General features: G+C 73.6%; 24 protein-coding genes and 1 tRNA gene. 14 read left to right on the forward strand and 11 right to left on the reverse strand.

Features of this window, described 5'->3' with window-relative positions:
- Positions 1-338: 338 nt before the first annotated feature.
- Positions 339-1,136, reverse strand: a complete 798-nt coding sequence (locus CKY47_RS04415; protein ID WP_306744292.1) for an FHA domain-containing protein — start codon at positions 1,134-1,136, stop codon at positions 339-341.
- A 958-nt stretch (positions 1,137-2,094) separates the two neighbouring features.
- Between CKY47_RS04415 and CKY47_RS04420 the strand changes: the two genes are divergently transcribed.
- Genes CKY47_RS04420 through CKY47_RS04430 form a run of 3 tightly spaced genes read left to right on the forward strand, consistent with a single transcriptional unit; the run spans position 2,095 to position 3,716 of the window.
- Positions 2,095-2,535: a hypothetical protein gene (locus CKY47_RS04420; RefSeq protein ID WP_306744293.1), complete on the forward strand. Its 441-nt coding sequence runs from the start codon at positions 2,095-2,097 to the stop codon at positions 2,533-2,535.
- Positions 2,536-2,760 (forward strand): helix-turn-helix transcriptional regulator, encoded by a 225-nt coding sequence (locus tag CKY47_RS04425; RefSeq protein WP_344957436.1) that lies wholly within the window; start codon positions 2,536-2,538, stop codon positions 2,758-2,760. It begins immediately after the preceding gene.
- The gene (locus CKY47_RS04430) at positions 2,757-3,716 is read left to right on the forward strand and encodes an NAD(P)-dependent alcohol dehydrogenase (RefSeq protein WP_306744294.1); all 960 of its coding nucleotides are present in this window, start codon (positions 2,757-2,759) and stop codon (positions 3,714-3,716) included. Before CKY47_RS04425 ends, CKY47_RS04430 begins: the two co-directional genes overlap by 4 nt.
- A gap of 74 nt (positions 3,717-3,790) precedes the next feature.
- Here CKY47_RS04430 and CKY47_RS04435 read toward each other — a convergent pair whose 3' ends face one another.
- Positions 3,791-4,609 carry a serine hydrolase domain-containing protein gene (locus CKY47_RS04435; RefSeq protein WP_306744295.1) on the reverse strand — a complete coding sequence of 273 codons (819 nt, stop codon included), beginning with the start codon at positions 4,607-4,609 and terminating at the stop codon, positions 3,791-3,793.
- Between the two features lie 17 nt (positions 4,610-4,626).
- On the opposite strand from CKY47_RS04435, the gene CKY47_RS04440 reads away from it, so the two are divergent.
- Entirely contained in the window at positions 4,627-5,511 is an 885-nt protein-coding gene (locus CKY47_RS04440; RefSeq protein ID WP_306744296.1) for a ribonuclease Z, read from the forward strand.
- Positions 5,512-5,601: 90 nt separating this feature from the next.
- On the opposite strand, the gene CKY47_RS04445 is transcribed toward CKY47_RS04440, so the two are convergent.
- Entirely contained in the window at positions 5,602-6,462 is an 861-nt protein-coding gene (locus tag CKY47_RS04445) for an NAD-dependent epimerase/dehydratase family protein (RefSeq protein ID WP_306744297.1), read from the reverse strand.
- A gap of 108 nt (positions 6,463-6,570) precedes the next feature.
- Between CKY47_RS04445 and CKY47_RS04450 the strand changes: the two genes are divergently transcribed.
- Both CKY47_RS04450 and CKY47_RS04455 read left to right on the forward strand, forming a co-directional pair.
- Positions 6,571-6,783: a hypothetical protein gene (locus tag CKY47_RS04450; protein WP_306744298.1), complete on the forward strand. Its 213-nt coding sequence runs from the start codon at positions 6,571-6,573 to the stop codon at positions 6,781-6,783.
- Positions 6,784-6,933: 150 nt separating this feature from the next.
- Positions 6,934-8,364 carry an ATP-grasp domain-containing protein gene (locus CKY47_RS04455; protein WP_306744299.1) on the forward strand — a complete coding sequence of 477 codons (1,431 nt, stop codon included), beginning with the start codon at positions 6,934-6,936 and terminating at the stop codon, positions 8,362-8,364.
- On the opposite strand, the gene CKY47_RS04460 is transcribed toward CKY47_RS04455, so the two are convergent.
- A complete protein-coding gene (locus tag CKY47_RS04460; RefSeq protein WP_306744300.1) occupies positions 8,354-9,139 on the reverse strand; it encodes a hypothetical protein in 786 nt (261 codons plus the stop codon). The two genes, CKY47_RS04455 and CKY47_RS04460, sit on opposite strands and share 11 nt — an antisense overlap.
- A gap of 83 nt (positions 9,140-9,222) precedes the next feature.
- Between CKY47_RS04460 and CKY47_RS04465 the strand changes: the two genes are divergently transcribed.
- The 5 genes from CKY47_RS04465 to CKY47_RS04485 all read left to right on the forward strand — a co-directional run bounded on the left by CKY47_RS04465 (position 9,223) and on the right by CKY47_RS04485 (position 13,688).
- Positions 9,223-10,437, forward strand: coding sequence for a DNA cytosine methyltransferase (locus CKY47_RS04465; protein ID WP_306744301.1), 1,215 nt, complete (start codon positions 9,223-9,225; stop codon positions 10,435-10,437).
- Between the two features lie 393 nt (positions 10,438-10,830).
- Positions 10,831-12,069, forward strand: a complete 1,239-nt coding sequence (locus CKY47_RS04470) for a thioester domain-containing protein (protein ID WP_306744302.1) — start codon at positions 10,831-10,833, stop codon at positions 12,067-12,069.
- Positions 12,070-12,271: 202 nt separating this feature from the next.
- Positions 12,272-12,445, forward strand: a complete 174-nt coding sequence (locus CKY47_RS04475) for an antitoxin (protein ID WP_306744303.1) — start codon at positions 12,272-12,274, stop codon at positions 12,443-12,445.
- A gap of 62 nt (positions 12,446-12,507) precedes the next feature.
- The gene (locus CKY47_RS04480; protein ID WP_306744304.1) at positions 12,508-13,065 is read left to right on the forward strand and encodes a putative glycolipid-binding domain-containing protein; all 558 of its coding nucleotides are present in this window, start codon (positions 12,508-12,510) and stop codon (positions 13,063-13,065) included.
- An 83-nt stretch (positions 13,066-13,148) separates the two neighbouring features.
- On the forward strand, positions 13,149-13,688 hold the full coding sequence (locus CKY47_RS04485) for a hypothetical protein (protein ID WP_306744305.1): 540 nt from the start codon (positions 13,149-13,151) through the stop codon (positions 13,686-13,688).
- Between the two features lie 128 nt (positions 13,689-13,816).
- Here the strand turns inward: CKY47_RS04485 and CKY47_RS04490 are convergent, their stop codons facing one another.
- From CKY47_RS04490 to CKY47_RS04510, 5 genes are all read right to left on the reverse strand, one after another.
- On the reverse strand, positions 13,817-15,001 hold the full coding sequence (locus CKY47_RS04490; RefSeq protein ID WP_306744306.1) for a thiolase family protein: 1,185 nt from the start codon (positions 14,999-15,001) through the stop codon (positions 13,817-13,819).
- 12 nt (positions 15,002-15,013) lie between these two features.
- Positions 15,014-16,798 carry a fibronectin type III domain-containing protein gene (locus CKY47_RS04495; protein ID WP_306744307.1) on the reverse strand — a complete coding sequence of 595 codons (1,785 nt, stop codon included), beginning with the start codon at positions 16,796-16,798 and terminating at the stop codon, positions 15,014-15,016.
- 57 nt (positions 16,799-16,855) lie between these two features.
- Complete coding sequence (locus CKY47_RS04500; RefSeq protein ID WP_306744308.1) at positions 16,856-18,601, reverse strand: fibronectin type III domain-containing protein; 1,746 nt, start codon at positions 18,599-18,601, stop codon at positions 16,856-16,858.
- 10 nt (positions 18,602-18,611) lie between these two features.
- Positions 18,612-19,565, reverse strand: a complete 954-nt coding sequence (locus CKY47_RS04505) for a prephenate dehydrogenase (RefSeq protein ID WP_306744546.1) — start codon at positions 19,563-19,565, stop codon at positions 18,612-18,614.
- Positions 19,566-19,724: 159 nt separating this feature from the next.
- Complete coding sequence (locus CKY47_RS04510) at positions 19,725-20,960, reverse strand: M20 metallopeptidase family protein (protein WP_306744309.1); 1,236 nt, start codon at positions 20,958-20,960, stop codon at positions 19,725-19,727.
- 89 nt (positions 20,961-21,049) lie between these two features.
- On the opposite strand from CKY47_RS04510, the gene CKY47_RS04515 reads away from it, so the two are divergent.
- The 3 genes from CKY47_RS04515 (at position 21,050) to CKY47_RS04525 (ending at position 22,157) form a co-directional block, all read left to right on the forward strand.
- The gene (locus CKY47_RS04515) at positions 21,050-21,538 is read left to right on the forward strand and encodes a tRNA adenosine deaminase-associated protein (RefSeq protein WP_306744310.1); all 489 of its coding nucleotides are present in this window, start codon (positions 21,050-21,052) and stop codon (positions 21,536-21,538) included.
- Positions 21,535-21,999 (forward strand): nucleoside deaminase, encoded by a 465-nt coding sequence (locus CKY47_RS04520; protein WP_371320608.1) that lies wholly within the window; start codon positions 21,535-21,537, stop codon positions 21,997-21,999. The genes CKY47_RS04515 and CKY47_RS04520 overlap by 4 nt, the downstream gene beginning before the upstream one ends.
- A gap of 73 nt (positions 22,000-22,072) precedes the next feature.
- A tRNA-Ser gene (locus CKY47_RS04525) sits at positions 22,073-22,157 on the forward strand.
- A gap of 79 nt (positions 22,158-22,236) precedes the next feature.
- On the opposite strand, the gene CKY47_RS04530 is transcribed toward CKY47_RS04525, so the two are convergent.
- Both CKY47_RS04530 and CKY47_RS04535 read right to left on the reverse strand, forming a co-directional pair.
- Positions 22,237-22,410, reverse strand: coding sequence for a hypothetical protein (locus CKY47_RS04530; protein WP_306744311.1), 174 nt, complete (start codon positions 22,408-22,410; stop codon positions 22,237-22,239).
- A gap of 8 nt (positions 22,411-22,418) precedes the next feature.
- Entirely contained in the window at positions 22,419-23,399 is a 981-nt protein-coding gene (locus CKY47_RS04535; protein WP_306744312.1) for a tyrosine-type recombinase/integrase, read from the reverse strand.
- Positions 23,400-23,569 lie beyond the last annotated feature (170 nt).

Here is a 23,569-nt window from a genome sequence, read left to right on the forward strand (position 1 = left end):
CTCGCCGCGCTGCCGTGCAGTCCCGCACCCCGTGTCCACGAGCAGCGCCGGTCCGCACAACGTCGTCCCTCGTCGGACCAGGGAAGTCCGGCTCCGCGTGCGCCGCGGTGAACAGCGCGCAGGTCTCCAGCGCGGTGCTGCGGTGACCGGCGTCCTCGGCGGTGGCCCGCCGGTTCGACCCGCTCCCGTGCCGGACCTCGCCGGGGTTGCGCGCCCCCGGGGTGCACGCGCAGTTCGACGGACCGCGCGGTGTCGCGCACGAGCACGTGGTCACGGGAGGTGAAGGGCGGTCGGCGGGGAAGGCCCTTCCGCCGCAGCCGTACCACAGCGCCATCCGCTCACGCATCGACGTCCAACCGCAGTCGGACCCTGCGGCCGAGCCCGAGGATGTCCCCGTGGTGCAGCATCCCGAGCGTGGTCGTGCGCGAGTTGATGCTGATGCCGTTGGCGCTGTCGAGGTCCTCGACCTCGAACCCGGCGGCCCGTGGGCTGATGCGCGCGTGGCGCCGGGACACCGTCGGCCGGTCCACCACGACCTGGCACTGCCCGGCGTCCCGGCCGATCACACCGCCTGTCGTGGGCAGTTCGAGGGTGGTGCCGGCCTCGTCGACGAGAACCAGTCGTGCGGTGCGGTGCGGTGTCGACGTGCGGGGCGGCGGTTCGGTGTCGACCAGTGCCCTGGTGCGGGGCGTGGCCGGGTGCTCGTCCGCGCTGACGTGGACGCGTGTGCGGGGCATGTGCTCCTCCCGGACGTACTGGCGCACGCGGACGCGGGTGTCGGTGTCCATGTCGGACAGTGCGAGGTTGATGTCCACCTCGTCGGCGATGACGTCCTGCCCCACCAGTTCCGCGTCGGCCGGGTGCACACGGATCGTCACGAACAAGGGGGCACCGTCGACGGGGACGGGCAACTTCGCCGCGGCCCGGGCGATCCGCAGGATCATGACCCGTCTGAGCTGGACGTACTCGGCGTCCAGCCGGGACGGTCGCATGCGGCGGACCAGTGGGACCCGCGCGGTCCTGAGCCGGTCCAGGACGTGCCTGAATCGGTGGAGGTCGATCGGTCGGCCCTGGTGGTGTCTGACCAGGACGACCAGGACGACGGCGGCGACGAGCACCACGAGTGCGGTCAACATGCGCATCACACTCTTTCCGGGGTGACCTGCGGAATTCATCGGTGCGTGGTCGGTGCACCCGCGGGTGCGAGCGTAAAGCCGTTCGTTTGCGTACGCGCTTGTATCGGCTGTGCACCGGAAGACGTTTCAGCTCGATTCCGCGGAGTTGCGCCGGACTGCCCGGCGGAATACGCGACTACTGCTCATGTGTATCGGTGGGTGATAACCGCATCGCTCGGAGTTCTCCGCAATAATGAAGTCACGCTGAAAGCGCGTCGTCGCGAAGATGTCGGCGTATCGAAGTCGCCCGTGCCCGCGGTCCCCTTGTAGGCGGACCGGGTCGTCTCCACGGGCACCCCCGCCGCGGGGTCCCGCTCACGAACCGCCGGACGTGCGGCGAGTTGGGCGCAGATCGCCCTGTCGCAGGCGCGCCAGGGCGAACCGACGGGTGGTGACCGCGCTGGTCCCGCGAGTGCGGAGCCGGCCCGCGACTTCGGGCTCACGGCGGTTCCGGGCGGAATCGGAACGGTGTGCGACGAACCTCGGACCTGACGTGCACGGCTCCGATCGGCCTCGGAACGGCGAAGTCCGCGAACCGCGCTGCTTTCACCGCCGGCGCCGGAGGAGTCGGCTCGACGCCGGATGCCCGAGCGGGAGTGGGCGGCAGCGCGTGTGGCAGTGCTGCGCCGTGACGGATCTCGTCGACGGTGCGGGAGTGGGGGATTTCGGGGAGATCCGACAATCGGCGGACGACGTCCCGCGGGGTCCTGCCCTTGGAGCCGTGCACGACGTCTTGGGGCAGGGGTTTCCCCGCGCGGCGACAGGCGATGTCCCCGACCGGGGACCTGCTGTCGTCCATCGGGGTGCGCAAGCGCGAGGTTCCGCGGTCGGCCCTCGTGCGGTCGGGGGCGACGACCGGCTCGAATGTCAAACATCCTTGACACGATGTCCGGTAGACCCGACACTGACCATGTCAAAGATGTTGTACACGGGGGAGGGGTCCATGTCGTACGAGGAGAAGGGCACGTGGGTGTACCTGGTGGTCACGCTGGTGACCTACGGCGGGTACGCGGCGCTGCTGCTGGGGCGGGCCGGTGACGACCTGGCGGCCACGCCGTACGTCGGCCTGATGATCGGTGCCGTCATCGCGTCGATGGTGCTGGCGATCGTGGTGCGCATCCTGGTCGAGGTCGTGCGGCCGAGCGACCGGCACCGGGCCGACGAGAGGGACCGGGACATCGACATGCGGGGCGAGCAGGTGGCCGGCGGGGTGCTCGGCTTCGGCATGATCCTGCCGCTGGCGCTCGCGATGGCCGAGGCGCCGCACTTCTGGATCGCCAACGCGATCTACGCCGTCTTCACCGCGTGGGCGGTCGCCACCTCGGCGGTCAAGCTCGTGGCCTACCGGCGGGGGTTCTGAGTGGGCAAGCCGACCAGGATCACCAACTCCATCCGGGCGCTGCGGTTCGCGCACGGGGAGATGACGCAGGCCGAGCTGGCCAAGCGGGTCGACGTCACCCGCCAGACGATCATCGCCATCGAGCAGGGCAGGTACTCGCCGTCACTGGAGACCGCCTTCCTGATCGCCCGCGTCTTCGGGGTGCCGATCGGCGACGTGTTCCAGTACCCCGAGGAGGAAGCGTGAGAGCGGTCGTCCAGCGGCGCTACGGCGATCCCGCCGCGGTGCTCCGGGTGGAGGACGTCGAGCGGCCCACCGCCGGGGACGGGGAGGTGCTCGTCCGCGTCCTCTCCGCGCCGGTGAGCGGCAGCGACTGGCACATCCTGCGCGGCCTGCCCTACGCCGCGCGGCCCGTCGTCGGGGTGCGCCGGCCACGCGGTGCGATCGCGGGCATCGAGATGGCGGGCGTCGTCGAGGCGGTCGGCCCCGGCGTCACGGCGCACGCCGTCGGCGACGAGGTCTTCGGCTGGTGCGACGGCGCGTTCGCCGAGTACGTGGCGGTGCCGGCGGACCAGGTGGCCCGCCGGCCCGCGAACCTGACCGCCGAGCAGGCCGGGGCGCTCCCGATCGCCGGGTTCACCGCCCTCCAGGCGGTCCGGGACAAGGGCCGCGTCACGGCGGGCACGCGGGTGCTGATCACCGGCGCGACCGGCTGCGTCGGCACGTACGCCGTGCAGATCGCCAAGGCCCTGGGCGCCGAGGTGACGGCGGTGTGCGGCGCGGCCAAGGCGGACCTCGCCAAGGCGCTGGGCGCGGACCACGTGCACGACTACGCCACCGGCGGCCTGCCGACCGGCTTCGACGTGCTGGTCGACCTCTACGGCAACCCGTCGGCGCGCGAGTGCGCGGCGGCCGTGCGCCGGGGCGGCACGGTGGTGCTCACCGGCGGCACGGGTGGCCGCTGGTTCATGGGCACCGACCGGTGGCTCCGGGTGCTGGCCGCCGCGCCGCTCCTCGGGTTCCGGGCGACCCCGCTGGTGCACGCGGACCGCCTCGACGACCTGGTGGCGCTGCGGGACCTCGTCGAGGCGGGCGACGTCACGCCCGTGGTCGACCGGACCTACCCGCTCGACGGGGTGGCGCGCGCCGTCGAGGACGTGCGGCGGGGGCGCGTGCGCGGTCAGGCGGTCGTCACGCCGTGAACCGGGGGCCGTGCGCGGGACGGGCACGGCCCCCGGTCCGTCACCACCGCAACGGTGGCTTGCCGCAACCGCCGTCAACCGCGCCCTCGGCCCAGCTCCCCCAACACCCCGTCGGTGAACGCGGGCCACGCCTCCACGGCCCACTCTCCGAACTTCCGGTCGGTCAGCGCCACGCACGCCACGCCCGCGTCCGGGTCGATCCACACGAACGTGCCGCTCTGGCCGAAGTGCCCGACCGTGCGCGGCGAGCTGAGGGACCCCGTCCAGTGCGGCGACTTGCGCGCCCGGACCTCGAACCCGAGCCCCCAGTCGTTCTCCTTCTGCATCCCGAAACCGGGCAGCACGCCGCGCAGCCCCGGGAACGCCACGGTCGTCGCCTCGGCCACCAGGCCGGCGGACACCAGCTTCGGCGCCTGCACCTCGGCCGCGAACCGGACCAGGTCGGACACCGTCGACGTGCCGCCCGCGCCCGCCGAACCGTCGAGGCTCGACGACGCCATGCCCAGCGGCGCGAACACGGCCTCGTGCAGGTAGGTGGCGAACGGGATCTCGGTGGCCGCCTCCACGGAGTCGGCGAGCACCTGGAACCCGGTGTTGGAGTAGATCCGCCTGGTCCCCGGCTCGGCCTGCACGTCGGCCGAGTCGAACGCCAACCCCGAGGTGTGCGCGATCAGGTGGCGCACGGTCGCGGGCCCGGCCGGCTGGTCCCACTCGACCGCGCCCTCCTCCACCGCGACCAGCACCGCGTACGAGGTCAGCAGCTTGGTCACCGAGGCCAGGGGGAAGCGGTGGTCCACCGGCCCGTGCTCGGCGAGCACCTCCCCGTCCGCGCGCACCACGGCGACCGCCGCGGTGTCCACCGGCCACGACGACACAGCCCGCAAGCTCTCCATGCCGCAGACTCTGCCACGTGTCCCCGAGAGAGCTGGTCGTGCTCGGCACCGCGAGCCAGGTGCCCACCCGCGCCCGCAACCACAACGGCTACCTGCTGCGCTGGGACGCCGAGGGCTTCCTCTTCGACCCCGGCGAGGGCACCCAGCGGCAGATGCTGCGCGCGGGCGTCTCGGCCACCGACGTGACCAGGCTGTTCGTCACGCACTTCCACGGCGACCACTGCCTGGGCGTGCCGGGCGTCGTGCAGCGCCTGTCGCTGGACCGCGCGCCGCACCCCGTGCACGCGCACTACCCGGCCGAGGGCGCCGAGTTCTTCGCCCGGCTGCGGCACGCCACGTCGTTCCACGACACCGTCGACGTCCGCGAGCACCCCGTCACCGGACCGGGTGTCATCGCGGCGGGTCCGTTCGGCACGCTCGAAGCCCGCCGCCTCGACCACTCGCTGCCCGCCTACGGCTACCGCCTCGTCGAGGACGACGGCCGCACGATGGTCCCCGAGCTGCTGGCGGCGCGCGGCATCACCGGCCCGGCGATCCGGAAGCTGGAGCCGCCGCTGCTGGACGAGGTGAGCGTGCCGCGCCGGGGCCAGCGGTTCGCGTTCGTCATGGACACGAGGCTGTGCGACGGCGTGTTCGAGCTGGCCGACGGCGCTGACATGCTGGTCATCGAGTCGACGTTCCTGCACGCCGACGAGCGCCTGGCCGACGAGTACGGCCACCTGACCGCCCGCCAGGCAGGCCGCGTCGCGGCCGAGTGCGGCGTCCGCGCGCTCGTGCTCACGCACTTCTCCCAGCGCTACGCCGACCCCGGCGCGTTCCGCGCCGAGGCCGCCGAGGTGTTCGCCGGCGACATCCACGTGGCCGCCGACCTGGACCGGGTCAGGGTGCCGAAGCGGCGGTGAGCACGAGGGGCGGCACCGGGTGGTGCTCGACGGTGAACCGCCCGACCTGGACCCGCCGCGCCCGACCTGGACCAGCCGCGCCGCGTGACCTCAGGTCCGGCCGACCTCCGCCGCCCACTGGTCGCGCACCAGGTCGTCCAGGTCGGAGTGCGCCGGTCGCCAGCCGAGCGCCCGCAACCGCGTCGTGTCCGCGCGCAGCTCGCGGACCTCGCCGGGGTTCGCCGGCCGCCGCACGACCGGCACCGGGCGGCCGGTCACCCGCTCCGCGGCGGCCAGCACGTCGGACACGCTCGCGGGCGTCGCGCCCACGTTGAGCACCGCGCACCCGTCACCGGCGTGCTCGACCGCACCGGGTCCGAGCACCGCCGCGAACGCCCGCGCCACGTCCCGCACGTGCACGAAGTCCCGCACCGCCGACCCGTCGCCGAACACCTCCATCGGCGCCAACCGACCGGACGCCGCCCCGCACGCCCTGGTGACCACGCGCGTGTCGTCGCGGTCCCCGCCGCCCGCGACGTTGAACAGCCGCAGCACCACCGCGGACAGCCGGCCGGTCCGGGCGGCCCGCGCGACCGCGTCCTCGGCGGCGGCCTTCGAAGCCGCGTACGGGTTGGCCGGCGCGCGCGGCGAGTCCTCGGCGAGCACCCCGCCGCCCCCGCCGTACACCCCGGCCGTCGACGCCAGCACGAACCGCGTCCCCGGCGCCACCGAGCGCAGCAGGTTCACCGTCCCGCCGACGTTCACGTCGTGGTACCGCGCCGGGTCGTCGAACGACTCGCGCACGCGGGCCAACCCGGCGAGGTGCACGACGGCGTCCACCCCGGCCGCCGACCCCGTCCGGACGTCGCCCGCGAAGGGCAGGGGTTCGTGGCCGGCGGCCCGCAGCTCCGTCGAGACCACCCGACCGACGTACCCCGAGGAGCCGGTGACCAGTACGCGCACGAGCGTCATCCCAGCACGGGGCCACTCCGTCGGCGGTCACCGGTCAGGTGGAAATTGACCCTAAAGGTGTGGACGGAAGGGGCCGATACTCCCCATGTGAGTTACCCGTACCCAGTCATGCACACGAGCATCGAGGTCGTGCTCGCGGAGTACGCAGTGCGCGAGGCGAAGCGTCAGCGCTTCCTGGAGACCGCCGCCCTGATCGTCGCCGCCGCGCCGTCGTCGCTGGACGACACGCTGGTCGGCCTGACCCTCCCGTTCCCCGCACCGCAGGGCGCCCGCGCCTTCCTGGGTCGGGTTGACCAGGTCCTTCGCGACGCCGCTCGATGATCTCGCGCACCACCGCCTGAACCCATCGGAAGCTTTCATCCGGTCGTTGCCGGACCGTGCTGGGCCGTTCCATCCGGGTGCCTCTACAGTGCGTGGCACCCGGCGCTCGCCGGCTGTCTCGTCTGCTTCTCATAAAGCGAGTTCTCGGCGATGGATCACGTCCTTTCCGCGCTCCACGAGCGCCTCGGAACCCTGTTCGGCGACCGGCTGGTCGTGCTCGCGGGCGGCACCAGACTGAGTAGTCGCGCCGGCGAGCTGCACCAGCTGGGTGCTCGCCACACGCTCGTGCTCTCGACGGACGACCACGCCCCCCTGCACGACTCGCAGGTGGCGCGCTGGGTGCCGCTCGGCATCGCGGGCGGCTTCGTCGCGGTGGAGCAGAACCGGCTCACCCGGCTCCTGACCTCGCCGCCCGAGCACGTCCGCGACGTGCTCGCGGACTTCGACCCGCGCGGCGAGGCGCTGGTGATCAGCACGCCGTACGTGCACACCCCGGAGTTCGCGGGCCGGCCCGTGCTCAACGCGCGCCGCCCCGAGTGGGTGGAGCTGGAGAACAAGACGACGATCGACGCCCTGTGGGACGAGCTGTCCGCGCCCCGCGCCCCCGCCGTCGTGCTGGACCTCGACTTCGAGGCCCTGTGGGCGGCCACGCTGGAGCTGGACCGCGGCGCGGGTGTCGTGTGGTCCGGCGACGGCCCGGCGATCAACGGCGGCGCGAACTTCGTGCGCCGCGTCCGCGACCGCGCCGAGGCGCTGGAGGCGTTCGAGAAGTTCGCGCCCAAGTGCCACTTCGTCCGCGTGATGCCGTTCCTGGAGGGCATCCCGGTCAGCGTGCACGGCATCGTGTTCCCGGACGGCACGGCGGTGCTGCGGCCGATCGAGATGGTCGTGCCGCGCCGCGCGGGCCAGGCCCGCTTCCTCTACGCGGGCTGCGCGTCCTACTACGACCCGCCCACCCGCATCCGCGAGGAGATGCGCAACCTCGCCCGCCGTGTCGGCGAGCGGCTGCGCGAGACCGTGGACTACCGCGGCACGTTCACCCTCGACGGCATCGCCACCGCCGACGGCTTCCTGCCGACCGAGATCAACACCCGCTACGGCGGCGCGATGGTGTGCTTCGAGGACGCCCTCCCGCAGCTGCCGCTGTCGCTCGTGCAGGTCGCCCTGGTCGCCGGGCACGACCTGGGCGTGTCGTCCATCGAGTTCGAGGAGCTGCTGGTCTCCGCCGCCGACGGCTACCGGCACGGGACGGTCGGGGCGAACGTGCGCGCGGTCGACCAGGACGAGGTCGTGGAACGCCCGATCGTGTTCACCGAGTGGTCGTGCCGGTTCGCGCACCCCGACGAGGCGCCGCACGGCGTGCTGCGGCTGCGCCCGTCACCGCTCGGCGCCCGCCTGGAGCTGGACTTCGCGGCCGAGCAGCTGTCGCCGGGGCGGCCCGTGGTGGCGCTGACGGTGGCCGCGTTCGCGCTGGCAGACCAGGAGTGGGGCACGGCGCTCGGCCCGCTGGAGCCGGCCGTGCCGGTCGACGACGAGCAGATCGCCGCCCCCGTCGTGGAACTGGACGCCGTCACGGCGTAGTCGGGGCGCCTTCCTGGTCGCCGTACGCGGCCAGGAAGGCGTACCGGTAGCCCATGAGCTGGAGGGTCACCTCGGCGGGCTGGTTCGGCGGGTAGCCCTTGCCGCGGTAGGCGCGCAGCAGTTCCGGGTGGCCCTGCGCCGTCGTGCGCAGCAACAGCGGCGTGACGGGCTCCCCGCTCACCACGTGCCGCGCCACCCGCGCCGCCTGCGCCAGCAGCCGCGGCGAGCCGTCGTCGGACGCGATGGCGTCCGCCACCTCCACCACGTGCGCGGGCACCACCTCGGGCACCGCGATGGCCAGCGCCATCGAGCACGCCACCTCCGCGCCGGCCAGCGTCTCGAAGACCTTGGGCGCGCACTTGGCCACCCCGTACCGCGTCTGCGTGATCCAGTCCGGCGGCCGCCGGGGAAGCTCGCGGCCCGCGGCGTTCCAGCGGCGCCGGGTGCGCCTGCCGTCGTCCGTGAACCCCGCGCCCGCGAGGGCCAGCGCGGCCAGCAGGAAGATCACCCGATCGCGTGAGGTGGCGGGCACCCGGTAGCTCGCGCCCATCTCGGCCAGGAACGGCACCGCCCAGGCGCTCGCCTCGGACACCGTGCCGTCGATGAGCAGCCGGTCGACCAGCTCCCGGCAGGCTGCCTCGTTGACGGCCGGTTCACCGTTCGCGGCGTCGCGCAGCAGGTCGTCCACGCCCGCTCCGTTGGACAGGACCGCCCACGGGATGTCCTCCAATCCACGCAACGGGTCCGGCCGTTGCCACGCAGGTGGGAGTTCCATGGCGCGCAAGCTACGCGATTCCGGGAATCAGTACCGCCGGGATCACTCGCCAGTGGTCCACCTGATCGCCGTAGGATCACCCGGTGCGCGGACCCCGCTTCAAGGTCGTCGACCTGTTCTCCGGTGCCGGTGGCATGAGCCTGGGTTTCCAGGCGCACCGGGATTTCACCATCGTCGGCGCGGCGGACGCGCAGATCGGCAAGCCCTCGTCCCGGCTGGGCTCGTTGCGCTGCAACGGGATCTACCGGGACAACATCGGCGTCGACCCGCTCCAGGTCGACCTCGGCCGGCTCGACCCGTCCGTGCTGCGACAGGTCTGGGGCCTGGCCCGCGGCGAGCTGGACGTGCTCGTGGCGTGCCCGCCGTGCTCCGGGTTCACCCGCATCTCGCCGAACAACCACCTGCGCGACGACCCGCGCAACTCGCTCGTCGGCCGGGTCGCCTCGTACGTGGCCGAGTTCCGGCCCCGCGTGCTGCTGCTGGAGAACGCGCGCGAGCTGGTGAAGGGCAAGCAGCGTCACCACCTCGACGGGTTGGCCGAGCAGCTGCTGGAGCTGGGCTACGAGGTCGACGCGTCCACCCACATGCTGTCCCGGTTCGGCCTGCCCCAGCTGCGCGAGCGCGCCATGGTCGTCGCGGTCGACGCGGGCGTGCCGCTGCGCACCCTGGAGGACCTGTGGGCCGGGTTCGAGGTGAAGCCGGGCGCGGTGACCGTGCGGCGGGCGATCGGCAAGCTGCCGTTCGTCGCGGCGGGGGAGGCGCACCCGGAGGACGCGATGCACGTGTCGCCGTCGTTCCGCCGGGACCGGTCGCTGGACCGGATGCGGGCCATCCCGGCCGACGGCGGGTCGTGGGGCGACCTCGTCGGGTCGACCGCCGAGCTGCTGCTGAACCCGGCGCAGCGCAAGATCATCGAAGAGGGCAAGTGGGGATCGCACCCCGATGTGTACGGGCGGATGTGGTGGGACGAGCCCGCGCGCACGATCAAGCGCGAGTGCGGGCACGTCGGCAACGGCCGGTACGCCCACCCCGAGCAGCACCGGCTGTGCACCGTGCGGGAGATGGCCCTGCTCCAGGGCTTCCCGCGCAAGTTCCGGTTCGACGTGTCGGTGATCGGCAACGCCTACCGGCACCTGGGCGACGCCGTGCCGCCGCTGATCTCGTTCCAGCTCGCCGCCCTGGTGCGGTGGATGCTGACCGGCGAGCCGCCCGCGGCGAAGGACCTGTGCCTGCCCGGGACGTCGCTGCGGGTGGGCGACATCCGACCGGTCGTGCCGTCCGCCGCCCTGGTCGCCTAGATCACCGTTCGGCAACGGTGTGGCGTCGAAACAGGATTTCCGGGTAGTGCACGTCTTTTGTGGACAGGTCTCCTGAACTGCGGAAACGGAGTTGTCCACAAGGGGCGCGACAGCCGTTTCGCCTTGTCCCGAAACGGACTTCCGCAGTGGCTCCCGGCGCGGTGTCGTTCCCGTCGATCATCCACAGTGGACTCGGTGATGTCGTTTGCACTGGTGGTGGTCGTGCGGAAGATCAAACGGACCTCGACTGATCGAGTATCGCCCGATCGGATAGTGTTCCGCCGATTCTGTCGATTCGGTGTCGGAACCCCACGCGGAGGCGTTCCACCGCTTCGGCAGACCGCCGCCTTGAACCACACCAACGGGCTACCCTCGCGAGCCTCAAGGAGACACATGGCATCCCGGTTGACTCCCAAGCGCCTCGGGGCTGCGGTCCTCGGCGCGTCGGTGGTCCTGCTGACCGCCGCGCTCCCCGCCGCCGCCGAACCGGTGAAGATCATTCCGGTCGAGCGCAACGACCCGGACTTCGGCAAGCACCACGAAGAGGGCATCGAAGTCGGCCTCGAGGGCGAGGGGCGCGAGTGGTTCGACGCGAACCTCATCCCGCTCTACGTCATCGAGAACGGCGAGAAGACCGTCGTCAAGGCGTACTGCGTCGAGTTGCCGACCGTGCTCCAGAACGGCACGCCGCTGCACGAGGTGCCGTGGGACCAGCACCCGAACGACGGCACGCAGTTCAAGAAGAACGCGTCGAAGATCAACTGGATCCTGCACAACAGCTACCCGCTGCGCGAGACCTCGGTGCTCTCCGAGGCCACCGGCCGGGACATCGACGAGCGCGAGGCCATCGCCGCCACCCAGGCCGCGATCTGGCACCTCAGCGACGGCGCGAAGCTGAAGTCCGGTGACGCCGCGACCAAGGACGGCAACTCCGAGGTCGACAAGGACGTCCGCGCGGTCTACGAGTACCTGACCGGCGCCAAGAACACGGGCATCGAGCAGCAGCCCACGCCGACCCTGGAGATCACCCCGGAGGAGCTGGAGGGCAAGGCGGGCGAGCTGATCGGCCCGTTCGAGATCGCCACCACGGCGGCGTCCGTCGTGCTGGAGGCCGAGCTGCCCCAGGGCGTCACGCTGACCGACAAGGACGGCACCCCGCTGGAGCCGGCCGAGGGCGGCTTCCAGGCGCGGGCCGAGACGAAGGTCGTCGAGTTCTTCGTCAAGGTCGACGCCGACGTCGAGCCCGGCGAGGCCAAGGTCACCGTCAAGGCCGACGCGGAGCTCCAGCACGGCCGCCTGTTCGTGTCCGAGGACCCGAACAAGAAGACCCAGTCGGTCGTGGTCGCCAAGCCGAGCACCGTCAAGGTCGAGGCGCAGGCCAAGGCCAAGTGGGCCGAGGGCGTGGTCGTGACCACCACGACCGCCGCGCCGACCACCACCACGACGGTCGAGGCGACGACCACCACGGCGGCCCCGACGACCACGACCACGGCCGTGGCGTCCGGTGGCGGCAACGACGACGACCTGGCCAACACCGGTGCGTCCATCTTCGTGCCGCTGCTGATCGGTGTCGGCCTGCTGGGCGCCGGTGCGGCCGCCCTGCTGGTCGTGCGCCGCAAGCGCGCCGCCTGACAGGCGCGAACCGACAGCGCGAACTCCCGCGAACGGCCCCCTCGGTGCACACCGAGGGGGCCGTCCCGCATCGCGGGCCGCGGCCACGCACGGGTGGCGGACCGGGCGGCGGCGAGCCGTCCCCGCACGCCGGGGGGTACGTTTGCCGCTGGGGTCACGGGGGCGGTTCGGGTAGCCTGCGTCAGGAGTGCGGAGGAGCACGATGAACTTCGACGAGATCAAGAACAAGGCGTCCGAGCTGCTGGAGCAGAACCACGGGAAGGTGGACGCGGGCATCGACCAGGCGGCCGGCTTCATCGCCGGCCGGTTCGGCCACGAGGACCAGGTCAAATCGGTGGCCGAGAAGGCCAAGGACTTCCTGCCGGGTGGAGAGTGAACTCGTTCAACACGGCTGAGCGGACCACCCCGACCGGGGAAACCCGTTCTCCCGCCGCACACATGACGACCTGGCAGGGCTACGACGTGCCCAGGCTGGAGCAGGTGCGCCTGCTCCTCTCGGAGCGCAAGCTCCGCGCCTCGGGCCGCCTCGTCACCGCCGGTCCGGCCGAGCAGTTCAGCGGCTCGTACGAGGTGTCGGTCGGCGAGACCGGCGCCGTGAAGCGGGTCCTGCTGCGCACCGCGACGGTCTCCGAGGAACGCCACGTCTCGATCAGCCGCTCGTCCGAGGGCGGCTGGCTGGTCGACCACGGCCAGGGCGCGGAGCAGGCCGACTTCGACGGCGCGGTGGACGTGGACGTGCAGTTCGCGGTCCTGTTCAACGCCATCCCGATCCGCCGGCTGAACCTCCAGGCCGAGGAGGGCGAGCACGAGATCCCCGTGGTCTACGTGACGCTGCCCGACCTGTCGGTGCAGCTGGTGCGCCAGACGTACCGCACGGTGTCCCCGGGCGAGGACCGCTCGGTGGTGGCCTTCACGCACGGCGAGTTCCAGCAGGACATCACCGTGGACAGGACCGGCCTGGTCGTCGACTACCCCCGCATCTCGTACCGCATTTGACCAGCGGTCCCGTTCGTCCGACCTGATCACCAGATCGGTCGAGCAAGCGTTTGCGCGCGTTCGGATGGCGCAACGATGCTCCGGTGAGCACACACGTCTTCGTTCGACGAGTCGACGCCTACTACCTGGTCGCGGCGTACGTCCCGATCACGGAACCGGGGCCGGTCAGGGGTGCGATGCGCGCGCTGTGCCTGCCCGGTGAGCGGCGGGTGCACTTCCAGGCCGGGCGGGACAACCGCCGTCGCGAGATCGTCTCCTGCCTGACCGGACTGTCGGCGCGGTCGCGCGTCTACACCGGTCGGGGGCCGAGGGACGCGGTCCGCGCCGCCCTGTTGCGCGCACTGGTCGCGGACGTGGTGGACGCGGGCGGCCGGCGGCTCGTGGTCGAGTCCCGCGGCCACACCCGGGACCGGGACGACCGGCGCCGGGTGGTGAGCACGCTGCAGCGCCTACGCGTGCCGATGGACGTCCTGTCCTACGAGCACTTCGAGCCGCACGAGGACCCGGCCCCGTGGATCGCCGACGCCGTGGCGTGGTGCTTCGGCGCGGCAGGGGAGTGGAGGCGTCGGGTCGAGCCGCTCATCGACAAGGTCGTCGACCTGGACCAACCACATAGAGCCTGAACAGCGCGAAACCCGGGCGCCCGTCGTCCGGCGGGTCCTGCCCGGGTCCACTTCCTCGGCCTAGCGGCCTCGGCTGAGACGAACCCCACCAACTCCCCGCCGCCGGTGCCGTCCCTCGACCAGGTGATCTACACCCGCACCGCGATCGCCATCGCCTGACCCACGCCCACGCACGCCGCCGCCACGCCCAGCCCGCCGCCGCGCGCCCGCAGGTGCCGGCACAGGTCGACCACGACCCGCGGCAGGGAGGCGCCCAGCGGGTGGCCGTACGCGATCGCCCCGCCGTGCACGTTGACCTTCTCCCGGTCCACCTCGGGCAGGTGGTGCAGCACCGACAGCGCCATCGCCGAGAACGCCTCGTTGACCTCCCACAGGTCGACCTCGTCCGCCCCCACCCGGAGCCGCTCCAGCAGCTTGCGGATCGCCGACACCGGGGCCACGGTGAAGCGCTGCGGCTCGTCCGCGGTCACCGCGGAACCCAGGAACTCGCCCAGCGGCTCGATCCCCAGCTCCGCCGCCGCCTCCTCGGTGCCCATCAGCACGGCCGCCGCGCCGTCGCCGAGCGGCGACGAGTTGCCCGCCGTCACCGGACCGGCCTCCGAGAACACCGGCTTCAGCTTCGCCAGCCGGTCCGCCGTGGTCTCCGGCCGCACGGACTCGTCGCGCCGCACGGGCGGGTCGTCCGGCAGCCGCACCGGGAACACGAACCCGTCGTGCACCCCCGCGTCCCAGGCCGCCGACGCCCGCCGGTGCGACCGCAGCGCGAACGCGTCCATCCGCTCCCGCGTGATGCCCAGCGACACGGCGACGTCCTCCGCCGCCCGCCCGAGCGGCACGACCCACTCGGGCCTCATCCGCGGGTTCACCAGCCGCCAGCCGAGCACCGTGGACACGGGTTCGAGCCGGTCCGGGAACGGCCGGTCCGGCCGCGGCACGACGAACGGCGCCCGCGTCATGCCCTCCACGCCGCCGGCGACCAGCAGCGACGCGTCGCCGAGGGCCAGCGCCCGCGCGGCCTGCACGATCGCCTCACCGCCGGAGGCGCACAGCCGGTTGACGGTCGCACCCGGCACGGACGTCGGAAGCCCGGCGAGCAGCGCGGCCATCCGCCCGACGTTCCGGTTCTCCTCGCCCGCCCCGTTCGTGTTGCCCAGCAGCACGTCGTCGATCCGCGCCGGGTCCAGCCCGGGGTGCCGCCGCAGCAGCTCGACGATCGGCAGCGCGGCGAGGTCGTCGACCCTGACCCCGGACAGCCCGCCGCGGTAGCGGCCGAACGGGGTGCGGGCGGCGTCGAGCACCAGGGGGCGCAGCATGCGCCCATCCTCTCACCGGCCGAGGAAGAAGGGGACGAACGCGGAGGTCGCCCTGGTCTCCGCGGACGTGCCGAACAGCCTCACCTCGATCATGTGCGGGCCCGGGGACAACCCGCTCGTGTTCAGCGCGAACCGGTACTTCCCGGCGATCCCCGGCCCCTCCTCGGCGGTCGGCACCACGGCCACCCGCTCGTCGTCCACGCGCAGGCTGAACCCGGCCATCCCGGCCAGCGGCTCACCGGGCCGGCTCGTCAGCAGCAGGTCGAGCACCAGCCGCCCGCGCCGCACCGCCGCGCCCTCGGGCACGACCTGGCCGCTCGCGTCGAGGACGGTCCCGGTGACGCGCGCCAGCTTGAGCTCCAACCCGGCCGGCGGCACCGACCTGGTGGCCGGCGGCGTGCCGGTCGCGGTGCCCGCCAGCTCCAGGTCGACGTGCGAGACCTGCACCCGCAGCCCGGTCACCAGCGTCGCGCGCAGCTCGCCGCCCGGGGAGCCCAGCACCTCCGCCGGCAGGTCGGCGACCAGCGGGTACGGCACGCTCGGCCGCCACGGCGCACCCTCCACGGCGGGCCGCAGCGGCACCACCGCGCCGCCCACCGCCAGGGTGAACGGCGGCGCCTGCGGCGACTCGTCGGTGTGCAGCACCGCCAGCCGCAGCCGGCCGCCCGTCACGCCGGGCGGCGGGGGCGACGTGGGCGCCGACGCGGGTGCGTCGGGCGCGGTCACGACCTCCACCCCCGGTCCCGGCACCAGCGGCGGCGGCGACGCCGGCGCCCCGTCGAACGCGATCAGGCTGAACGCGGCCCGCTGACCGGTCGGCCCGACCGCGGACACCAGCGCCGTCGCCTCGGTCCACGCCGGCGCGGACGGGCTGGTCGCCACCACGTCGCCGTCCAGTACGACCCGCGCGCCGCCGGGCCCCAGCTCCAGCTCCCACCGGTGGCTGATCCCGGCCTCCAGCGCCGCCACGGGGCGCACCTCCGTCGTCGCCGCGCCGTCGGGCGTGAGCACCCGCACGGACGTCGAGCCGTTGCCGGTCGCCACGCGCAGCCGCACCGCGCCCGGCGGCAGGACGTCCCCGCCGACCAGGGTCACCGGTCCGGGCACGAGGTCCAGCAGCAGTTCGCCGTCGGGACCGGGCGCGTCGGTCTCCACGACCAGCCGCCCGGAGCCGTCGTCGAGCCGGAACGGCGTCCGCGACCTCAGCGTGGCCGGTGACGCGGCGCAGTTGTTGCTGATCACCAGCCGCGGCCCGTCGTCGCCCCGACCGGGTGTGGCCCGCGCGCAGTCGCCGCGCGACGCCAGCCGCCACCGGGTCGGGTCGGGCGCGTCCGGCTGGTCGAACCGGTCCTCGAGCTCGTAGTCGCCCGCCGTGCCGCGCGGCGTGCCGACGGACTTCGCGGGAGCCGAGCGCCGGCCGTGCGCGTCCACGGCGAGCACCTCGACCCGGTACTCCTCGTCGTTCTCCAGGCCGTCGAGCTGCGTCGCCAGGTCGGTGACGAACTTCGTCCGCCCCTGTCCCCAGCGCACCTCGTAGCCGGGCGCGTCCCCGGTCCACCGCAGCTGCAACCGCCGGGGCCCGGACGACACGGTCAACGCGCCGGGCGGGGCGGGCGGCTCACCGGCCTTGGGCACCAGCACGCCCTCCGCGGCGAACGGCGCGAGCGAGGTCGGGGGCGGCGCGGACGTGGTCGTCGTGGCCGACGACCCCTCGTCCCCGCCGGTCCGCAGCACCGCGATCACCCCGGCGAACAGCACCACACCCGCGGCGACGAGCGCGATCCGGCGACGGTCCATGGCGTCAAGCTAGGCGTCGGGGTGATCGCGGTCACCAGGTCGTTGCGGAGCCGAGACCTACAGGGGTCGGATCTCGAACACCTGCTCCGCCGATCGGACGTCACGCCGCTGGTCCACCGGGAGCACGCGCACCGCCACCTCGTGCCGGCCGCTGGGCACCCCGGCGAGGTCGACGGTGAACTCGTGCCGCCCGCCCGCGGACCCGTTCACGGGCAGCGCGACGACCCGTTCGCCGTCCAGGTCCAGCTCCAGGCCCTCGACCGCGGCCACCTCGCGCCCCCGCGGTTCGGCCAGGTCGACCACGACCCGGGCCGTGCCACCGGGCGGGCCGGGCTCGTGCACAACCGACAGCGACGGCTTCGGCACCTCCGGCGCGGGCGCGCCGCGGTCGACGAGCCGGGGCAGCGGTCGGTCCGCGCCCTCGTCGTCGGTGACGACGAGGTGCGCGCCGAAGACCGTCGTGCCGCCGGGGGAGCGCACCCGCACCCGCGGGTTCGGCTCGGGCCAGGGCAGCGGGAAGTCGGCGTACACGACGGCGGGCCCGTGCCCGCCGGGCCCGGGGGCGGACGGCATGAACGACGCGGGAGCGCTCCGCGAGCCCAGCTCCACCGTGATCGGTCCACCCCGCGCGGCGACCGCCGCGGCCACCACGCGCACCGACGAGGCGCGCTCCAGCCGCTGCGTGGCGACGTTGCCCGGGGACGACGCGTCGCCCTCCGGCGCGGCCGGTCCGAGCAGCACCACGGAGGCGGGCGCCGGGCTCTCCGGCGAGCCGCCGACGCCGAACGAGTCGACCCGCGTGTGCCGCGCCTCCCGGAACGTCAACCGCGGCGAGGCCGAGGTCCACGGCACCGCCACCGGGGCGGCGGCCACCACCTCCCCGTCGCGCAGCGCCACCACGGCGTCGGGCAGCACGCGCAGCTCCCAGCGGTGCCGGACGCCCTGCGCGGCCGGTGGGACCGCGGCCTCGACCGGCACCACCCGCCGCGTCGCCGGCACGCCCGCGCCCACCTCGAACTCCGCGCCGAGCGGCGTGATGCGCAGGACCACCGAACCGGGCGGGTGGGGCGGGACGATGTGCCCGAGGTCCTGGAACGGCTCGGGCAGCAGCGCCACCAGCAGCTCGCCGTCCTCGCCGGGCTCGCCCACCGGACCGTCCGCGGTGAGCACGACCCGGCCCACCGCGCCGTCGTCGGCCGGCGTCCCGAGCCGCAGCGGCACGTTGGACTGGAGGTCGACGGTGGCGCAGGTGACCTCCAGGCGCGGGCCGTTGAGCCGGCCCAGGCCGAGGCAGTCGGCACCGCCGTCGAACACCCGCCAGCGGCGCGGGTGCAGCGCCTCCGGGCCGTCGAACACGTCGAGCGGCACGACCAGCCCGTCCGCCCACGCCTCGTCGTGCGCCGACCTCGGCACGGCCCGTGCGGTGACCGGCTCGGAACGGCCGCCCATCCGGTCCAGGGCGCGCACCTCGACCGCCACCTCGGTGTTCGGGTCGAGGCCGACCAGCTCCGTCTCGGTGCCCTGGACCAGGCGCTCCAGGCCGTTCCACGACACCGCGAACCCGCCGGGGCCCGGCCGGTCGCCCGCCGCCCAGGTCGCCCGCAGGCTCGTCCGGTCCAGCGCGGTGAGGACCAGGTCGGTGGGGCGCCGCGGCGGCAGGTCGTCCGGGAGGTGCTCGACGCGGTCGTCCAGGACGCGTTCGAAGGCGGTCGTCGGGGGAGCGGGTTCCACGCGCAGCACCACGACCGCGCCCACCACGAGCGCCAGGCCGCCGACGACGGCGATCAGCTTGCCGCGTTCCACCCGTTCGAGCCTACGAGGTGCGGGCGTGCGCGGTGGTGCCGTCCAGCGCGACCACCCGACCGCCGCGCGCGCCCAGGTCGCGCAGGACCTCCAGGGCGTCGGGCGAGGTCAGGTCGACGGTCGTCGCCGTGGTCGGCTCCGGCCGGTCCCGGAGGGCCAGGCGCGCGGCGTGACCCGCCTCGATGGTCTTGGCGAGCGCGCCGGTGGAGGCCAGGCTGCCGCGGGCCGCGCCGAGCCTGCCCAGGGCGTCGTCCACGGCGTCGAGCAGCGCGCCCCGGTTGCCCTCGCACATCGCGCGGACCAGTTCGGGGCGGCTGCCGGCGACGCGCGTGCCGTCGCCGAACGAGCCCGCGGCCAGGGACAGGGCCAGCGGGCCGCCGTCCGCGCCGACGCTGGCCAGCACGGCGGCCAGCACGTGCGGCAGGTGGGAGACGCGGGCCACGGCGGCGTCGTGCTCGGCGGCGGACGCGGGCACCACGTGCGCCCCGGTGGCCAGGGCCAGCGCGGTGACGTCGGCGAACACGTCCGGGTCCGCGCCGTCGTCGGCGGCGACCACCCACGCGGCGCCCCGGAACAGCGCGGCGTCGCCCGCCGCCCAGCCGGACGCGCTGGTGCCCGCCATCGGGTGGCCGCCGACGTACCGGGCGTGCGGGGCGACCCGGGCGACGAGGTCGGCGACCGGTCCCTTGACGCTGACGACGTCGGTGAGGCGGACCCCCTCGGGGAGCGCCCGGAGCACGTCCTCCACTGCCGGCAGCGGAACGGCGACGACGACGAGCGCGTCCTGTGCGCGCGCGCGTTCGAGTGCCGCGTCCACCCCGACGACGTCGAACCCGTCGGCCCGCGCGGCCACCGCATCGGCTTGCGACGCGGTCGCGCCCCAGGTCACGCGTCCCGCGGCGGCTGCCGCGCGCAGCACCGAACCACCGATCAAGCCGAGCCCGACCACGCACACGTCTCGCACGGCGCCCATCCTGCCGGCGATCCGCCCGTCCACAGCCGGTCCGGTTGTCCACAGGTCGCCCGCCGACCGCGGCGCGCCCCGCCGCCCGCCGGCACGGTCGGGACCGTGGACACCACGGACCCGACCGCACCCGCCCCGTCCCCGTTCCCGCGCTCGCTCCTAGCGGAGCGCGTCGAGCGCCAGCGCCGCGTACACGACGACCCCGTGCTCCATGGCCGCCTCGTCGAACAGGACCCGGCTGGAGTGGTTGGCCTCCGCGTGCTCCAGCTCGACCCCGCGCGGGCAGGCGCCCAGGAACGAGATGGCCCCCGGCACCTCCTGGAGGACGTAGGAGAAGTCCTCCGCGCCCATCAGCGGGTCCTCCATGTGCGCGGCCCAGCGCGTGCCGAGGGCCGCCGCCGCGACGTCCAGGACGTGCGGGCCCGCCTCGGCGTCGTTCACCGTGACCGGGTAGCCGGGCACGATCGTCACCTCGGCCGTGCAGCCGTGCGCGGCGGCCACGTGCTCGGCCAGCTTCGGCAGCTCGCGGCGCACGAACGCCCGGGTGTCCTCCGACAGCGTCCGGATCGTGCCCTCGACCAGCGCGGACTCCGGGATGATGTTGGTGGTCGTGCCCGCGACGATCCGGGTCACCGAGACCACGGCCGGCCGGTGCACGCTGATCCTCCGGGCGACGAGCGACTGGAGCGCGCCGACCAGCGCGGCGGCGGGCGGCACGGGGTCGACCGCGTCGTGCGGCATGCCGCCGTGCCCGCCCTGCCCGGTCACGGTGACGTGGAAGGTGTCCGCCGAGGCCATCGTCGGGCCGGGGCGGGAGACGACCACGCCGGACTGCAGCGTCGAGCTGATGTGCAGGGCGAACGCCTTCTCCACCCGCGTGCCCGCGGCGTCCAGCACGCCCTCGTCGAGCATGTGCCGCGCGCCGTGGTGCCCCTCCTCGCCGGGCTGGAACATGAACACGACCTGCCCGGCGAGCGCGTCGCGGCGCGAGGCCAGCAGCCGCGCGGCGGAGGTCAGCATCGCCACGTGGGTGTCGTGCCCGCAGGCGTGCATGGTGCCGTCGACCTCGGAGGCGTACGCCAGGCCGGTCTCCTCCCGCAGGGGCAGCGCGTCCATGTCGGCGCGCAGCAGCACCGTCGGGCCGGGCCGGGCGCCGCGCAGCACCGCGGTGACCGAGCTGCCGGCCCGGCCCGTGGTCACCTCCAGCGGCAGGCCGGCCAGCGCGTGCCGCACCGCCGCCTGGGTCACGGGCAGGTCGAGGCCCTGCTCCGGGTGCCGGTGCACCTGCCGCCGCAACGCCACCGTCCTCGGCTGCAAGGAGCGCGCGGCCTCCACCAGCCCGGTGAACCGGGGCTCGGGAGCGGTCGTCTTGACGTCGGGCGGAGTTGTGCTCATCCCTCGATAGTGGCATCGCGCCAACCCCGCTGCCCGTGGCCGAGGCCCCCGTGCTACCGGGTGCGTGCGCCTGGCCCTACGGTGTGCACATGGCACACCAGGAGCCGGTCAACGGCTTCGCTGTCGCGGTTGTCCGGGAGGACGGCCGCTGGCGGTGCAGCAGGATGGACAGCTCCGCGCTGTCGGAGCTCGACGCGGCGATCACCGAACTGCGCCAACTGCGCTCGACCGGCGCCGTCTTCGGGCTGCTCGCCGTGGACGACGAGTTCTTCATCGTCCTGCGCCCCGTCCCCGGGGGCGTCTCGCTGCTCCTGTCGGACGCCGCCGCGGCCCTGGACTACGACATCGCCGCGGACGTCCTGGACCTCCTGCGGGTCGACCCGCCGGACGAGGAGGACGAGGAGCTGTGGCCGGAGGGCGACCTCGCGGTGCTGGCCGACCTCGGGATGCCGCAGCACGAACTCCAGGTGATCGTGGACGAGGTGGACCTCTACCCGGACGAGCAGTTGCAGATGATCGCGCAGCGCTGCGGCTTCGGTGACGAGTTCACCAAGGTCCTGGACACCATCCAGGCGTGACCGCGCACGCGCCGTCCGACGAGGTCGTGGTCGAGGCCGCCCTGGCCGTGGCCGCCGAGGCGCCCGCGACGGGCGACATCCCCATCGGCGCCGTGGTCTACGGCCCGGACGGCCGCGAACTGGCCAGGGCCTGCAACGCCCGCGAAGCCCTGGGCGACCCCACCGCGCACGCCGAGGTGCTGGCCCTGCGCGCCGCCGCCGCCGTCTTCGGCGACGGCTGGCGCCTGACCGGCTGCACCCTGGCCGTGACCGTCGAGCCGTGCACGATGTGCGCGGGCGCGCTGGTCCTGGCGCGGGTGTCGAGGGTCGTCTTCGGCGCCTGGGAGCCCCGCACGGGCGCGGTCGGCTCCCTGTGGGACGTCGTCCGCGACCGCCGCCTCAACCACCGCCCCGAGGTGGTCGGCGGTGTCCTGGAGGCGCGGTGCGCCGCCCTGATGGAGTCCTTCTTCGCCGACCTGTGAGCCGTCGTCGCAGGTCGGACGGTTGTGCACCCCCTGTTTGGGGCGTGGTCCCCGGTCTTGTATTGTTCTCGGCGGTGGCGTGTCCGAGCGGCCGAAGGAGCACGCCTCGAAAGCGTGTGAGGTGAAAGCCTCCGTGGGTTCAAATCCCACCGCCACCGCAGGTGAGAGCCCCTGTCGCTGATCAACGCGACAGGGGCTCTCGTCATCTCGTCTCAGTTCTCGTCCCAGTTGTGGCCGCTAGGCCGGTACGGCCACCCCGGCGGCTCCCTCGTCGGCGTCCGGCCCGCTGGTCCCTCCTGCGGCATCTGAGGGCTTCCGGAGCAGTCCTCCGACCCGCTGGGCCACGGCCCGGCGGATGGCGGCGGTGATGTGCTGGTAGCGCGCGGCCATCGCGGTGTTCGACCAGCCCATGATGCCCATCACCGTCCGGTCGGGGACCCGAGCAGCAGCAGCACCGTCGCGGCCGTGTGGCGCGCGTCGTGCAACCGGCCGTCCGGCACCTTGGCCGCGTCCAACAGCCGCTTCCACTCGGTCCAGTCCGTACGCGGGTTGAGCGCGGCCCCGGTCGGCGAGGTGAACACGTAGCCGCTCTCGTTCCAGAACTGCCCGGCCGTCTTCCGCTCCCGGTCCCGGATGGCCTTGTGCAGCGTGAGCAGCGTTACCAGCTCATCGGGCAGCCCGATGCCGCGCGTCCCCGCCTCGGACTTCGTCCCGGCCGTCTCCGGGCGCGTGGCGATCCGGGCCGGGCAGTGACCGCCGAACTTCCGGCCGCGGGGATCGGTACACCCGTGCTTCCACTTCGGCCGCAACCGACTGCGGCGCACGCTCAACGTACCGATTTCCAAATCGACATCTGCCCACCGCAGCCCCGGCGCTTCACCCTGGCGCAAACCGAGTGCGAGCGCGATTGCCCGCCGGGCGCTATTGCGTCCTTCCTGTGCGGCCTCCAACAGGCGTTTCACCTCGTCCACGGTGTACGGTTCGACTTCCAACTCTTCGAGCTTGGGAGCGCGGGCCAGCGTCGCCGGGTTCTCGGTGATGTGCTTCCGGCGTACCGCGATGTTCAGTGCCGCGCGAATGGTGCCGTGCACCTGGTGGACCCGTCCGGACTTCGCGCCCTCGTTCATCATCTTCCGGCACAGCTTCTCCAGGTGCTCCGGTTCGAGCTTGTCGATCCGGTGCTCGCCGATACCGGGGACGAGGTGGACCCGCACCGCCACCTCGTGGGCGCTGAACGCGTTCTCGGAGATCGCGGGTGGAGCCACGATGTTCCCCAGCCAGTGGGTAAGCCACTTCTCCACGGTCCACGCCTTGCCGGTCTTGCGCACCTTGCCCGCGTCCCGCTCCTGTTCGAGCTCGGCGACCTTCCGCGCGACCTCCGCGCGGGTCTTGGCCTGCACGTGCCGCAGGTCCGGCTTGCCGTCGTCCTTGGTGTCGACCGTGACGCGACCGTGCCGGTAGCCGTCACCGCCCTCGTGGATCGAAGATTCCCCGTTGGACCTGCGTCCCTGTCCATCGGGGATAAGTGCAGGTCAGGGCGCATGATGGTATGAGTCTGTAAATCCGTCCG

The sequence above is a fragment of the Saccharothrix longispora genome (assembly GCF_030852425.1).
GTDB classification, from domain to species: Bacteria; Actinomycetota; Actinomycetes; order Mycobacteriales; family Pseudonocardiaceae; genus Actinosynnema; species Actinosynnema longispora.

Bases quoted from the DNA above. Each gene is read 5' to 3' on its own strand.
- CKY47_RS04415 (WP_306744292.1), bottom strand. From the start codon at position 1,136: ATGTTGACCGCACTCGTGGTGCTCGTCGCCGCCGTCGTCCTGGTCGTC.
- CKY47_RS04420 (WP_306744293.1), top strand. From the start codon at position 2,095: ATGTTGTACACGGGGGAGGGGTCCATGTCGTACGAGGAGAAGGGCACG.
- CKY47_RS04435 (WP_306744295.1), bottom strand. From the start codon at position 4,609: ATGGAGAGCTTGCGGGCTGTGTCGTCGTGGCCGGTGGACACCGCGGCG.
- CKY47_RS04445 (WP_306744297.1), bottom strand. From the start codon at position 6,462: ATGACGCTCGTGCGCGTACTGGTCACCGGCTCCTCGGGGTACGTCGGT.
- CKY47_RS04450 (WP_306744298.1), top strand. From the start codon at position 6,571: ATGCACACGAGCATCGAGGTCGTGCTCGCGGAGTACGCAGTGCGCGAG.
- CKY47_RS04455 (WP_306744299.1), top strand. From the start codon at position 6,934: ATGGATCACGTCCTTTCCGCGCTCCACGAGCGCCTCGGAACCCTGTTC.
- CKY47_RS04460 (WP_306744300.1), bottom strand. From the start codon at position 9,139: ATGGAACTCCCACCTGCGTGGCAACGGCCGGACCCGTTGCGTGGATTG.
- CKY47_RS04470 (WP_306744302.1), top strand. From the start codon at position 10,831: ATGGCATCCCGGTTGACTCCCAAGCGCCTCGGGGCTGCGGTCCTCGGC.
- CKY47_RS04475 (WP_306744303.1), top strand. From the start codon at position 12,272: ATGAACTTCGACGAGATCAAGAACAAGGCGTCCGAGCTGCTGGAGCAG.
- CKY47_RS04480 (WP_306744304.1), top strand. From the start codon at position 12,508: ATGACGACCTGGCAGGGCTACGACGTGCCCAGGCTGGAGCAGGTGCGC.
- CKY47_RS04490 (WP_306744306.1), bottom strand. From the start codon at position 15,001: ATGCTGCGCCCCCTGGTGCTCGACGCCGCCCGCACCCCGTTCGGCCGC.
- CKY47_RS04495 (WP_306744307.1), bottom strand. From the start codon at position 16,798: ATGGACCGTCGCCGGATCGCGCTCGTCGCCGCGGGTGTGGTGCTGTTC.
- CKY47_RS04510 (WP_306744309.1), bottom strand. From the start codon at position 20,960: ATGAGCACAACTCCGCCCGACGTCAAGACGACCGCTCCCGAGCCCCGG.
- CKY47_RS04515 (WP_306744310.1), top strand. From the start codon at position 21,050: ATGGCACACCAGGAGCCGGTCAACGGCTTCGCTGTCGCGGTTGTCCGG.
- CKY47_RS04530 (WP_306744311.1), bottom strand. From the start codon at position 22,410: ATGGGCTGGTCGAACACCGCGATGGCCGCGCGCTACCAGCACATCACC.